Source organism: Thermorudis peleae (assembly GCF_000744775.1).
Classification (GTDB): Bacteria; Chloroflexota; Chloroflexia; order Thermomicrobiales; family Thermomicrobiaceae; genus Thermorudis; species Thermorudis peleae.
Genome location: NZ_JQMP01000001.1, coordinates 106,156 through 119,699 on the forward strand (window position 1 = coordinate 106,156; position 13,544 = coordinate 119,699).

At 61.0% G+C, this 13,544-nt stretch carries 11 protein-coding genes and 1 pseudogene; 8 read left to right on the plus strand and 4 right to left on the minus strand.

The window, feature by feature from the left end:
- Positions 1-126: 126 nt before the first annotated feature.
- The 7 genes and pseudogenes from N675_RS13325 (at position 127) to N675_RS00540 (ending at position 5,514) form a co-directional block, all read left to right on the plus strand.
- A complete protein-coding gene (locus tag N675_RS13325; protein ID WP_051913691.1) occupies positions 127-1,104 on the plus strand; it encodes an alpha/beta fold hydrolase in 978 nt (325 codons plus the stop codon).
- Positions 1,105-1,150: 46 nt separating this feature from the next.
- On the plus strand, positions 1,151-1,282 hold the full coding sequence (locus tag N675_RS14765; RefSeq protein ID WP_338417735.1) for a redoxin domain-containing protein: 132 nt from the start codon (positions 1,151-1,153) through the stop codon (positions 1,280-1,282).
- Positions 1,283-1,294: 12 nt separating this feature from the next.
- Positions 1,295-1,633, plus strand: a pseudogene (locus N675_RS00520) (peroxiredoxin family protein); the annotation flags it as partial.
- A 425-nt stretch (positions 1,634-2,058) separates the two neighbouring features.
- Positions 2,059-2,511 (plus strand): RrF2 family transcriptional regulator, encoded by a 453-nt coding sequence (locus N675_RS13330; protein ID WP_051913692.1) that lies wholly within the window; start codon positions 2,059-2,061, stop codon positions 2,509-2,511.
- A gap of 35 nt (positions 2,512-2,546) precedes the next feature.
- A complete protein-coding gene (locus tag N675_RS14800) occupies positions 2,547-3,224 on the plus strand; it encodes a DUF2249 domain-containing protein (protein WP_422396421.1) in 678 nt (225 codons plus the stop codon).
- A 63-nt stretch (positions 3,225-3,287) separates the two neighbouring features.
- On the plus strand, positions 3,288-4,439 hold the full coding sequence (locus N675_RS00535; protein ID WP_051913695.1) for a hypothetical protein: 1,152 nt from the start codon (positions 3,288-3,290) through the stop codon (positions 4,437-4,439).
- A 115-nt stretch (positions 4,440-4,554) separates the two neighbouring features.
- Complete coding sequence (locus N675_RS00540; protein ID WP_038037347.1) at positions 4,555-5,514, plus strand: glycosylasparaginase; 960 nt, start codon at positions 4,555-4,557, stop codon at positions 5,512-5,514.
- A 14-nt stretch (positions 5,515-5,528) separates the two neighbouring features.
- Here the strand turns inward: N675_RS00540 and N675_RS00545 are convergent, their stop codons facing one another.
- Positions 5,529-6,671, minus strand: coding sequence for a VIT1/CCC1 transporter family protein (locus N675_RS00545; RefSeq protein WP_051913697.1), 1,143 nt, complete (start codon positions 6,669-6,671; stop codon positions 5,529-5,531).
- A gap of 836 nt (positions 6,672-7,507) precedes the next feature.
- Between N675_RS00545 and N675_RS00550 the strand changes: the two genes are divergently transcribed.
- Positions 7,508-8,248, plus strand: coding sequence for a DUF554 domain-containing protein (locus N675_RS00550; RefSeq protein ID WP_038037821.1), 741 nt, complete (start codon positions 7,508-7,510; stop codon positions 8,246-8,248).
- Positions 8,249-8,354: 106 nt separating this feature from the next.
- Here the strand turns inward: N675_RS00550 and N675_RS14395 are convergent, their stop codons facing one another.
- The 3 genes from N675_RS14395 to N675_RS00565 all read right to left on the minus strand — a co-directional run bounded on the left by N675_RS14395 (position 8,355) and on the right by N675_RS00565 (position 13,521).
- A complete protein-coding gene (locus tag N675_RS14395; RefSeq protein ID WP_038037348.1) occupies positions 8,355-9,797 on the minus strand; it encodes a hypothetical protein in 1,443 nt (480 codons plus the stop codon).
- Between the two features lie 102 nt (positions 9,798-9,899).
- Entirely contained in the window at positions 9,900-11,522 is a 1,623-nt protein-coding gene (locus N675_RS00560; protein ID WP_038037350.1) for a hydantoinase B/oxoprolinase family protein, read from the minus strand.
- Positions 11,523-11,526: 4 nt separating this feature from the next.
- A complete protein-coding gene (locus tag N675_RS00565) occupies positions 11,527-13,521 on the minus strand; it encodes a hydantoinase/oxoprolinase family protein (protein ID WP_038037352.1) in 1,995 nt (664 codons plus the stop codon).
- Between the last annotated feature and the right edge of the window lie 23 nt (positions 13,522-13,544).

The window sequence follows — 13,544 nt, forward strand, 5'->3', positions numbered from 1 at the left end:
CCGTTGTTTCAGCAGGACCACCTTGTTCCTGCTGAGGCTCTAACACCGATAGCTGCTGCGCTATTCCCTCGGCCGCAGCGTCGTCTTTCATGGTACGCTACTGCCCACAACATGGGAGGATGGGCAATGCGACGGCGTTTGTGGCGATGGGTAGGTATCGGCGCTGGATTCGTTGGCGCGCTGGTTGTGCCGCGCTGGTTACCACGTCCGCGTGTGCATGGGACAATCCCACCTGAACAGCTTGCCTTGCCGGAAAGTCGCTGGATCGATGTTGGCAGTGGGTTGCGGCTGCATACTGTGGTGCTTGGTCAGGGTGATCCCACGCTCGTCTGGTTTCATGGCTTTGGTGCTTCAGTACGGCTTGACCTGCCGTTCTTGACGCGTCTTGCCCGGCGACATCGCGTTATTGCCTTTGATCGTCCAGGCTTTGGTCTCACGCCGCGTCCAACCGTGCCCTGGCACGGGCAGGATCCCTATGCGCCGGTGGTGCAACCAGCAATTGCAGCCGCTGTGCTCGAACGTCTTGAGGTCACGCACGCGGTGCTGATTGGGCATTCTGCCGGTGGGCCAATTGCGCTCGCTACAGCCCAGCGTGACCCGGCACGCGTGCGAGGACTTGTCTTAATCGCACCAGCGTTTGAGGCACTAGCCATGCCAGGGGTAATTGGCTGGCTACTGGCTGTTCCGCTTGTCGACTGGCTTGGCCCGCTGCTGCTCCGGCTCTTCCCGCGACTGCTCGAGCGACCGGAGGCGTTGCGCGGGCTCTGGGCTAAGCCGGATGCTGCTCCACCGCATTTCCTGGAGGAAACCCGCCTTGGCTTCACGGTTGCCGACTGGGATGTTGGACTCTGGCGCGTGACAAAGGCGACACTACGAGCACCGTTACCGGTTGCGTTCTCGCTGCCACCAACGCTCCCCGTCGCGGTGCTCGTTGGTGACTATGATCGCGTCGTGCCGCCGCACCAGGTTGCTGCGGCTGTGCGGCAGCTGGGCTCACATGTGCGGCTGACGACGTTACCGGGCTGCGGCCATATACCTCATCTCGAGTGTCCTGATGCAACTGAGGATGCGATGAATGCTTTCCTGGCAACCCTTACTCCCTAACTGTCCAGTGGGGTATCCTCTCTACTGGGCATTGCAAGGGGGTGCTATGCCACAACTCCAGGTCGGGATGCCAGCGCCTGACTTCGCCTTGCCTGATGTCACCGGCCGCCTCGTGCGGCTGAGTGACTACCGTGGCCGGGTGCATGTTTTGCTTGTCTTCCTTCGCGGGTTCGCTTGACCATACTGCCGCCGGCATCTGACGCAGTTGCGTCAGGATTACCCACAGTTTCAGGCTCGTCATGCCGAGATTCTTGCGATTGGTCCTGATTCTCCGGAAGCCTTTCAACGCTTCTGGCGTGAGCGTGACCTTCCCTTCCCTGGCTTGCCTGATCCAGAACATCAAGTGGCTCGTGTGTATGGCCAGGAATCCAAAGTGCTCCGGCTGGGGCGCTTACCCGCACTCGTCCTCGTCGACTGTACGGGTATTATCCGTTACGTCCACTATGGCGGTTCGATGCGTGATATCCCGCTCAATGAGCCGCTGCTGGCATTACTCGATCAGCTGAATGCTGAAGAGGGTGTCAAGTAACCTTTCACAGAATCGCGCACGATGTCATGGTTTGAGGAACCACGCCGCCGTACGTAGCCCTGTCATCGACTGTCAGAGACCCGTGACAGGATTTCTCGCCAGTTGAAGGGGGCAAGGCCGGAGGAAAGCGGCCGAGTAAGGCTGTATACGGCTTGGCCAAGTGATCTTTACCCTACCAGCTAGCAAACCTCATGAGACGCGTCCTCTCCATTCAATGACCACTGGTCAATTGGCATGAATTGCCCGGCTGGGTGTGCGCAGCTACCGTCCCACGGAGCAAGCGCTGAGCATTAACTGCCTTGCGAGTGCTGTGCTTCCAGCATCCTGCTGCTCTCTGTGTCACGCGCTGGAAAACGACCAGACTTCGTCCTCTGGAAATCAGAATAACCTCATGATATTATCCGAATTAAGAAAGGAGGGCGGTCATGCTCAGCCAAACCTCGCGGTATGCCTTTCATGCCTTGATCTTGATGGCTCAATCGGGCGGTCAGGCGAACGCTCGCGAGATTGCCGAACGTGCGGGTATTCCAGCGAACTACCTCAGCAAGATCCTCCACACCTTAACGCGCCGGCAGATTTTGTCCTCCTCACGAGGGGTTGGTGGAGGGTTTCAGCTAGCACGTCCGCCGCAGGCGATTCGGTTAATTGAAATCATCGATGCATTTGAGGATGCGCAGTTCTTCTCGCGCTGTCTCCTGGGCCGCGATACCTGCCCCGATGGTCGGCCTTGTGCCGCTCATGCACTCTGGGTGCCGATCGTTGAACAAGCCCGGCAGTTCTTTGAGACCACTACCCTTGCTGATCTGCTGACCTCCGCCGACGAGCCACTGCTGGCCGTTGAGCGGGCGATGGCCGCCAGCCACAACGACGTTGTCTGAGGTATTGCGTTGAGGATGAAGGGAGGATTGTTCAGATGACGCTTACGCCGGAGATGATCCGCGCGCACCATGGGGATCTTGTTGCGGAACTCGATCGGTTGCTGCCGGTTGATCCGCCAAGAGATTGGATGAACGCTGATCCAGCTGCGGTCGTCCATTTTCTCCGTGATGAGCTTCTGCCTCACGCTCATGAGGAAGAGCGAGAGGTCTATGATGTCATTGATGCGCAAGTCAAGGCGTCGTTCCGTGTCACGGAGACGATGCGGCTTGACCACGCGTACATTCAGCAGATGACCGAACGCCTCGTAGCTTTGGCAGGACAACTTGCCCAAGCGCCACAAACTGAACAGGAAGCGCTTGCAGCACGATTCTGGCGTGAGGCCGACCGGTTAGGCGCAGTCATTCGCTTGCACCTGCAAAAAGAAGAGACGGCCTACTTGCCGCTCCTCGCTCAGTTGGCCGTGGCTGGCGGTGCAGATTCGGAGTCGGCTGAGACCATCCTTGATGTCCGTGAGATCCCACCAGTACGCCGTCATGAGTTGATCTTTGAGACGTACGAACAGCTACAGCCGGGGCAGGCGTTCATCCTGGTTAATGACCACGATCCTCGGCCACTGTACTACCAGTTCCAGGCTGAACATACTGGCGAGTTTACCTGGGACTATCTCGAGCAAGGCCCGGTCGTTTGGCGCGTCCGCATTGGGCGACGCTAAGGGCAGTGCGCCGCCAAGGAGCTTCGACCCCTTGGCGGCGCTTCCGCACAGGGGAGTGTGACCGTGGCATACCCGTCAGCGCGTCATTCAGGCCAGCCTGCAGCTGAACTAGGTCAACTTCGCGTTGCCCGCTTGCTACTCCGTCGGCTGATCCTTGCAGGGGGAGCGATCATGCTTGTCCTCGGCGTCTGGGGCGGGTTAGCGCGTATGGGATGGGCACTACCAGCGGCACGCAGCACGATGATTGCTGGTCATGGTGCCCTCATGGTTCTAGGGTTCTTCGCTAGCCTGATTGGCTTAGAGCGCGCGGTCGCACTCGGCAAGCGTTGGACCTATATAGGCCCGGCGCTAGCGGTCCTTGGGGCAGTTCTGGTCGTTGTCGATGTTCCCTGGCCAGTGCCATCAGCAGTGCTTACGCTGGGGACAGCTGGTGTTGCTCTTACGTTTGGTTTCCTCGCATTGACTGGACGGATGCCGCACCTTGTCGTGATGTTCGGTGGCACACTCGCCTGGTTCGGCGGGACGGTACTTGTGCTGGCCTACCAGCCTGTCTTCCGTGCGACGCCGTGGTGGCTCGCAGGCTTCGTCCTCGTCATTGCGGGTGAACGGTTGGAACTTGGCCGCTTTCTTGCCCTGCGTCGATCGGCACGTGACCAGTTCCTCGGTCTCGCAGGGGCATTGCTTCTTTCGCTCCCGCTGTGGCTGATTTGGCCAGGAATCGCAGCGCGTCTCTTTGGGGTGGCTCTCATCGGTCTTGCCATTTGGCTGTTCCGCTATGACTTGGCTCGCCGAGCGATTCGTCAGCGAGGCGTCCACCGCTTCAGCGCGGTCTGCTTGCTCGCCGGCTATGCCTGGCTGGCTATTGCAGGCTTCTTTCTCCTCGTGTTTGGCCCACAGACAGTTGGCCTGCGCTATGATGCCGAAGTCCACGCCCTGACTCTCGGCTTTGTCTTCTCGCTCGTCTTCGCCCATGCGCCGATTATCTTCCCAGCTGTGACTGGATTGCGCTATCGTTACCTGCCGTTTGCATACCTTCCCCCTGCCCTCTTGGCAGTGACGCTGGTCGTTCGCCTCGCTGGTGACCTGGCTGATCTGCCACGGCTCCGCCAGTGGGGCGGCATGGGTAACGCGGTCGCCTTGTTGCTCTTTGTCCTCTCGATCGCAACGAGCGTCCGTGCCGCGCGTACAGCCCAGTCCTCCTCTGCAGCAGAGTAAGCAGTCGGCAACACACTTTCTACCGCTGGCTGCCAGGTTCGCGTACACTGCCGGTGCACTGGCGGTGTGCCGTGGTGCTGGGGAACAGGTTGAGCAGAGGAAAGGCGAGCGAGTCATGGGTGACGTGCGCGGAATTATCGTTGGTAGCCGGAATGCGCGTGTTGGTTTTCCCGCAGCGATTGCAATCCTGCGCGCTGGAGGGAGTGCCCTTGATGCAGCAGTGGCAGCGGTCAAGGAAGTTGAAGCCAACGTCGCTGACCAGAGCGTTGGTATCGGCGGTATTCCAAATATTCTTGGCCATGTCGAACTTGATGCAAGTATCATGGATGGCCGCACGCTGGCGGCGGGCGCGGTTGGAGCGGTCAAGCATTATCCGCATCCGATCGAAATCGCCCGCAAGGTGATGGAGACGACGCCGCACGTCATGCTTGTTGGTGAGGGGGCGGAACTCTTCGCCCGGCTGCATGGCTTCGAGCCAGCAAATCTCCTTACGCCTGAGTCCGAGGCCGCGTGGCGCCGCGTCGTCTATGGAGAGGCCGAGACCCAATCCAGCGTCTACGAGGACGCCTACCAGTTGTATATGCATGCAGTGCGCGACTGGGTAAAGTTGCTACATAAGGAGATCTTCGGCACGACGAACGTGATCGTGCGGGATCTCGCGGGCAACATCGCCTGTGCGGTCTCAACAAGTGGCTGGGGCTTCAAGTGGCCGGGGCGGCTGGGCGATTCGCCGATCATCGGCGCAGGGAACTATGCCGACAACCGTTACGGTGCGGCGGCATGTACCGGCCGTGGCGAGATGGCGATCCGCTGTGCCTCAGCCCATAGCGTTGTTATGTACCTACGTCAGGGGCTGTCGCTCGAGGAAGCGCTTTGCCAAGTGATGCTTGACCTGCGGGCGCTTGAAGACCCGTTTGCCGAGCGGGCGAACGTGATGAACATTGTCGCGATGGATCGGTGGGGCAATGTTGCCGCAGCCTCAACAGCCTCCGACGCAACCTACGTTGTCCAGACTGTCGAGATGGACGAGCCAGAGGAGCGCCCTCGCCTACACGTTCCGCTCACGGAATCCTAGGCTGTTGTGGCTGTTCAAGGGGCTGGCGAAAGCCCAAAGAGCATATTCACGATGCGCCCAGCTCCAAAAGTGAGGAGGGCAGCTGCAGTGCCGATCAGGACTTGGCGTAATCCTGTTCGCCAGGCGGACTGGCCCGTCAAGAGGGTGCTGGCAACTCCGAGGAGGAATAGCGCAAGGGCGCTCAGCCCGATGCTGATGCTGACAGCGAGCGTCCCAGATACAAAAAAGTACGGGAAGACCGGAATAATTGCGCCGATGGAGAAAAGCAAAAACGATGTCCCTGCGGCTTCCCAGGCGGAGCCGCCAAGCTCTTCGGGGTCGATAGCGAGTTCTTCGCGGAGCAGGGTGTCTAGTGCCGTGCCAGCTTCGCTGACAAGTTGGGTAGCGAGGGCATGAGCTTGGTCAGGCGGAAGGCCTTTGGCTCGGTAGATAAGCTCGAGTTCGAGTTGCTCTTCAGCCGGAAATGCCTCAAGTTCTTGCCGTTCTCGTTCGACCTGGGCGGCATAGAGTTCACGGGCGCTTTGCACCGAGAGCCACTCGCCAAGGGCCATTGAGAGTGATCCAGCAAGCAATCCGGCAAGACCTGTTAGCAGAATAGCCTTCGCGCTTAGGTCGGCGCCAGCAACACCCATGACGAGACTAACGTTTGAGACGAGTCCGTCGTTAGCTCCGAGAACAGCAGCTCGCAGGGCGTTCCCGCCAATGGCACGGTGCCGACCTTCGAGAGTCGCAAGCATGCTCCCGGGTAACCCACCCGGACGATCTCGCATCAGTAGCTGCAGAATCCGCGCATGTCCGTGCTCAAGTGCTGGTAAGCGTGCTGCGATCGCTTCGGGTTGTGTTGCATACTGCTGATGATCACGCACTTCACGCGCCATGACTGTTGGGAGGACAATCCCGGGGCCAAAACGCTGACCGAGCCAGATAAGGACGTGTGCGCGCCATCCAAGACGGGGGCAGTCGGCAGTATAACCCTGGGCACGTAAAAGTGCTTGCCAGTACTGGGCATGCGCTTGTTCCATCTGCCCGAGCCGCGAAAAGACTTCGCGGAGTTCAGGCTGCTGTTCGCGTTCTGCCAATGCGGCATAGAGTGCCGCGCTCTCACATTCTGCGCGAAGATTAGCAAGGTAGTTACGTATGCGTTCGTCTTGCTGCATGTTCACCATCCTCCTGATACCCTGCAACTGACAAGAGATGTTGACCCAACCGTCAGCAATATACTGGCATCCTGTCTCAATGACGAGTACGAAGCGATCTGCTTGAGGCATAGCTTCAGATACTGGGAGTATGGCTTCTTCACATCGCCGTGCGTCTTACCGATGAAGTGAACGCTTTGTCTCAGGAAGAGAGTGAACTTGGAGAAGACATGTATCAACCGTGCTTGAGCGGGATACGAGCGACAATTTGAGGCTATCTTTCCCTATGCTGTCATAGGCAACTGAATCCCGAGGCTGATAAACGGCAGCCCAGCTGCAATTCGCACAGTACTGCCACGCTGTCCGTGAGGGCAATGGAGGCGGTTATGCTGCCTGCTTGTGCCATCCCCCTCGTGGCCCCTTCAGTGATAGCCAATCTGTGGGGCGAGAAAGAGGCAGATCAGGTCGGCGAAGCGATTCGCTAGCGAAGAGGCAGCTGCTGCGACAAGCGTCACCTCCGGAGACAGTAAGGGATAACGACATGAGCGCCAGTGGCTTATAACGCTCGATGCCGGACCAGCGGAGCGCCGTTTCAGTAAGCACTGTGGCGCAAGCAGGTTTTCGCGGGTGGTTTGCCTGGTGGGAGCCGCTATCTTACTGCCGCAAACTCTACTATCGAAGAGAAGGCAGATATCCGGATGGCTGCACTGGTCATGTGCGAGCACTTCCTCCTCCTATCCAGTGTCTCAAGCGAGGCGCAGGCGAGCGCGAGCCTCTTTGGAGCTGGTGCCTGATTGGGGCATGCGCTACGATCGTAGTGGCAACTGTGCAGGTCGTGCAAGGTGATTGGGGGAGTGGTGGCGGAGTTGTGGTTGCGGACGAGCGGGACGTGGATCAATGCGGCGACGGTGCTGATCGGCACCGTCGTTGGTTTGTTGCTTCGTGGCCGGCTGCCAGAACGCATCCAGCAAATTATGGTGCAGGGTGTCGGGCTGATGACGCTCTTCATCGGTATCTCGATGGCAGCCAGCCTGGGCAAGGCCAAAGCTGGGCGGATCGACGGAGTTGTCCTAGGGTTGCTCGCCCTGGTCATTGGCGGTGTACTTGGAGAGTGGTGGCGGATTGAGGATGGATTAGAGGCGGTGGGAGAACGCCTCAAGCGAGCTGTTCGGGGTGGCGGTCGGTTCACTGAAGGCTTCCTGGCGGCCAGTCTACTCTTCTGCGTTGGCCCTCTGACGCTGATTGGCGCGCTCAACAACGGGCTAAGCGGTGATGCCACGCTGCTGGTGATCAAGGCTACGTTAGATGGGCTCTCCTCGATTGCACTCTCGAGCGTCTTTGGAGTGGGGGTTGGCTTTGCAATCCTGGTTATCCTGGTCTACCAGGGGGGCGTCTCGCTGGCAGCGGGGTTGCTCGCGAGCGTTATCCCGGACCCAGCCAATGATGTCCGCATCGCCCTGATCACTGGCGTCGGAGGAGTGATGATTCTTGGTATCGGCATTAACCTCTTGGAGCTTCGACGGATACGTGTTGCCTCGTTCCTCCCCGGTTTGTTCTTAGCCCCCTTGCTCTCTGTACTCGCCAGTCGCCTCGGCTAAGATTGCCGCTTATCCTCCTATCCGCTTCTCCCCGAGGGAGTAAGGGAACCAGCGGGGCAAAAGTGTCCAATTCAAGCCCCCTCGCTCGTCGGTCAAGGGACTGGGGCTAGTTCGCGAAGACGGTCATGCTGGAGATCGCTACCCACGGGGTGGTACCAACCGTCCCTGGTGTGACCATTGTGACAGTGATGTGCACTGCTGGGCTGATCAGGATCGATGGATCATTCACCACCCACGCGATCGTCTGCCAGCTCCCGGTTGGAAACGGGCTGATGCCTTCCCAGATTGTCAGGCCGTTGACAGCAAGCCGCAGTATCGGTGTTATCCCACTGCCAGCCATGCCGTTGATCTCAATCACCAGCCGCCGAGGGGGTGTGCCAGGTTGTAACGTCATCGTTACGCTGTTGTAGCCGCTGCCTTGGCCAAAGAGCACACCGCCATTCTGTGGGCCGCCAGGGAATGGGCCATCCTGCGCAGGGCGGTAGGGCCCAACCAGGTTCGCCCCGTTGACACTGGCCGCCCGCATCCCTTGCACCAGTGGGGCGACGACTGCTGCGGCAACCGGCTGGCCGGCTTGCGCCTGAGCTGGGATCTGTGTCCACGGGTCAGGTGTTGGGGTTGGCGTTGGCGAAGGTGTGGGAGTTGGTGTGGGCTGCGGAGTTGGGGTCGGCGGAACAGGTGTCGGCGTCGGCGGGAGCGGTGTCGGTGTCGCGTTCACTGGTGTGGCGACAGGCGTTGGTTGGCTTGCTGGCACAGCGGCGTTGCTTGCAACAGGTTGTGTGACCACAGGGGCTGACACTGGTGCACTGGTGGCTGGTCCATTCGCGATGACTGGCGCCGGAGTAGCGGCCCCGGCTGGGGAGGTGCTGTTTGGCGCAGTCGCCGTTGCAGTGACCGGTGATGCTGCTGGTCTGGTCGCAGCTTGGGCTGGCTGCTGGATGATCACTACTGGGGTCCGCGCGCTGAGCGTGAGGTGGCTGGGTTGGGCTGGGGCTGGGGGGATCGGTGTCGGCGTTGGTGTCACGCGCTCAGTTGTCAAGGTATATGCCTGCGTGGTGCGCACATTGCCGCTGGCATTCTCTCCACCAGGGCGAACGAGCACGCCGGGGATGCCGCCTGCAAGGGCAATGCCGACCCAGAGCCCAAGCGTGGCACAAACAGCGATGACAACTGCGCTCGCCGGGCGATGGAGCCAGCGTGGTAGCCACCCGCGCACCTGTCCAATCCAGCCCGCGCTTGGGGGTTGTTGGGATACTGGCCGCGACCGCGGTGCATGGCTGTGCAGCGTTACAGCGGCGGCCGGCCCGCTTAGCGGCAGCGTCGCTGTTCGCTGAGCGGCGCGGTTTGCCTGTCGCCGGCGCTGCAATTGCTGGAAATGGGGACAAGCCTGATGGTTCCCCAGGCAGTACTGTGCCTGCCAGGAAATGTCTGGCACTCGTTTTGACCCGGCCACACACTGGCGTGCTTGCCCGAGCGTCACCGCCCGCACTTCGGGATCATTTGCGAGTCGGAAGAATGGGCATGCCAGCATTTCTGGCTCGTCCCACATTGTTCCCCTGCCCTTCCCGCCCGTGTTCCTCACCTGAGATGTACGCGATAGAAGGACAGGGCGGAAGAGTACCCTGGTCGGAATTTGCCGCGGGACGATTGACTAGGCTGATTCGACTGTGCTGGCCTCCGCAGTGGGCGTACCCCACCCGCCGCCGCCTGGCGTCTGCACAACCAGCCGGTCACCTGGACCAACCCGTAGCCGCGCTTTGCCACTCAGGCGAATGACCTCACCGTTCGCGCGGTGCAGCTCGTTAATGCCCACTGCTCCCGGTTTACCCCCATGCAAGCCCCAGGGTGCGAGGCGGCGCCGTTCGGTCAGCAGCGTGACATCGGCCTCGGTCAGGAACTCAACTTCACGGATGAGGCCATCACCGCCACGGAACGCACCGCTGCCGCCTGACCCATCACGCAGGGCGTAGCGGGTGATGCGCATTGGGTAGGCGAATTCGAAAGCTTCAACCGGTGTGTTCATCGTGTTGCTCATGTGGACGTGCACGCCGGAAATGCCATCGAGGCCCGGACGTGCACCCATGCCCCCACCCATAGTCTCGTAGTAGGCGAATGGTTGGCCGGTTCGTGGGTCGATGCCCCCAGCTGTTAGATTGTTCATCGTTCCCTGGCTGGCTGCGGGAATCACCTGGGGCAAAGCCTGGGCTAGGGCCCCAAAGACGACGTCAACGATCCGCTGCGACGTCTCGACGTTCCCACCAGCGACCGGCCGCGGCGGTCGTGCGTTCACGACAGTGCCAAGGGGAGCGATGATGTGGATCGGGACGAATGCACCGTGGTTCATCGGCGCATCGTCGGGCATGAGGCAGCGTACGACGTAGTAGACACCAGACTTCGTTACTGTCTCTACCGTATTGATGCTGCCCGGCTGCTCTGGCGCGCTGCCGGTGAAGTCGACGGTCATCTCTGTCCCGGCAATGGTCACCGTTGCGGTAATTGGCACGGGCTCGGTGCCGACGCCATCATCATCGAGGTAGTCGGTGAAGCGGTAGACACCGTCAGGGATAGCGGCGATCGTCGCGCGAGTGATTCGTTCGGCATAGGCCAGCAGGGCCTGGCAGCAGGCTTGGTACTGCTCGAGCCCATACCGCGCGATAAGTTCCTGTACGCGACGGATGCCGGTGCGGTTGGCAGCTAACTGTGCCGTCAGGTCGCCGCGGCGCTCCTCTGGGGTACGAACGTTGCGGAGAATCAGTGCGAAGGCTGCCTCGTTGAGTTTGCCGCCCTCCCACAGCTTAATCGGCGGGATAATGATGCCTTCCTGATAGATCTCGGTCGCAATCGGCATCGATCCCGGCGATATTCCACCAACGTCTGCGTGGTGGGCACGGTTCGCCGCGAAGCCGACTAATATCGGCGTGCCGTCGCGCTCGATGAAGATCGGCGAGACCATCGTGATGTCTGGTAAGTGGTTGCCACCAAGGAACGGGTCATTCACTACTACTGTGTCGCCCGGAGCGAATTCGCGGAAGACCTTGATGGCCGTTGCTACTGAGTCTGGCATCGAGCCGAGGTGCGCTGGAATGTGCGCTGCTTGGGCAACCATTCGCCCTGCCGCGTCGAAGAGCGCGCAGGAGAAGTCGAGTCGTTCCTTAATATTCGGGGAATAGCTCGAACGCTGGAGTGCGGCTCCCATCTCCTCGGCGATGGCGGTCATCGCACTACGGAAGATTTCGAGTGTCACTGGATCGACGACCGACGTCTCGACGTGCACCGAATTACTCCTCTCGCTCGGCGATGAGGTTCCCATATCCGTCAATGTAGGCGACCCAACGTGGGGGCAGCACGGTGGTCGCGTCGTACTGAGTGACAATCGCTGGCCCACGGAGTCGTGCCCCCGGCGTTAGCGTTGCCCGATCGTAAATAGCTGCCTTAAGGGTTTCCAGTCCGCCAGTGCCGGCAAAGCCGACTGGCCGATAGTCCTGTGGCGTCGGTTCCCACGGCTCCGGCACTGCCTGGGCGGTGAATACGGGATGTGGCGCTTGGCCGATCGCCTGCAAGCGTGCGTTGACGACCTGCACCGGCTCGTTGGGGTCGGCGTAGCCGTAACGCCGCTCGTGGGCGGCATGGAAGGCGGCGGCAGTTGATGCGAGGTCGCCGGTGTAGGGCACTGCCAGCTCGTATGACTGGCCGCGATAGCGCAGGTCGAGCAGCCGCACGAGCGTCTGCCCCTCTGGGGGGACACCTTCAGCAGCAAGCTCGGTGCGGGCGCGGGCTTCCAGGGCGGTAAAAGCAGCATCGAGTGCATCGGCCGCGTCCTCGATCGGCCGCATTACCGTCTGCACGTAGTCCTTGAGAATATCGGCCATCAGCATGCCGAGAGCCGAGAGCACGCCGGGTGCGGTTGGCACGAGCACACGCGGGATGCGCAGCCGTTCGGCGAGTTCGCAAGCGTGCAGTGGCCCTGCCCCTCCAAAGGCGACGAGCGTGAAATCGCGCGGGTCATAGCCGCGCTCGACTGAGATGACGCGGATCGCTCCTTCCATGTTGGCATTGGCGATCTGGGTGATGCCAAGTGCCGCAGCTTCGAGTGATACGTTGAGCTGCTCAGCAACCGGCGTCAGGGCTGCCCGCGCCCGGTCGACGTCGAGCCGCATGGTGCCGCCGAGGAAGGCGTCCGGCAGCAAGCGGCCGAGGACGACGTTGGCATCGCTCACGGTGGGTTCGCTGCCACCACGGCCGTAGGCTGCCGGGCCCGGGTCAGCGCCGGCTGAGCGTGGTCCGACACGCAGCGCTCCGCCAGTGTCGAACCAGGCGATCGATCCTCCCCCCGCGCCGACCGTATGGATGTCAAGCATCGGCAGCCGCATCGGATATGGCCCGATCTTTCCTTCAGCCGTCGGTGTTGGTTGCCCGTCGATGAGCGAGACGTCTGTCGAGGTGCCGCCCATGTCGAAGCTAATTGCCCGCGGGAAGCCTGCCATCCGCGCGATGCCTGCGGCCCCAACGACGCCAGCCGCCGGGCCAGACAGCAACGTGCGCGCAGCTTCGCGAGCTGCTGTCTCGGCAGAAATGGTGCCGCCGTTCGACTGCATGATGCGCAGCACCGTCTGTGTCGGCAGTGCGCTCGCCAGCCGCCGCAGGTAGCGCGCCATCAACGGCGCGACGTAGGCGTTGAGAACCACGGTGCTTGTGCGCTCATACTCGCGAAACTCTGGTAAAACGATGTGTGAGGCCGAGACTGGTAGCCCGGCTGCTTCGACCATCGCTGCCACCGCCTGCTCGTGGGCTGGGTTGGCGAAGCTGAAGAGGAAGCACACGGCGACCGACTCGACGCCGGCCGCTTTCAGCTGAGCGATCGCCGCCTCGGCGCTGGCGTGGTCGAGCGGGATCAGGACATTGCCGCGCTCGTCCAGGCGCTCGACGACTTCGAGTCGAAGCTCGCGTGGCACCAATGGCGGTGGTTTGACTTGCCGCAGGTCGTAGATACGCGGCCGATTCTGACGCCCAATCTCCAGCACGTCGCGGAAACCGGCTGTCGTAATCAGCCCGGTTCGTGCGCCTTTCTGCTCCAGCACTGCGTTCGTGGCCACCGTCGAGCCATGCACCACCACATCAACGTGCTCTCGTAGCCCGAGCGCCTCGAGTCCGCTCAGAATGGCGCGGGCGGGGTCATCGGGTGTTGAGAGTGTTTTGTAGACGCGGAGTTGGCCATCAGTAAAGACGACAAAATCCGTAAACGTTCCTCCGGTATCGACTCCGACAATCAGCATCCGTGTCGCGCCCTCCCTCTTCG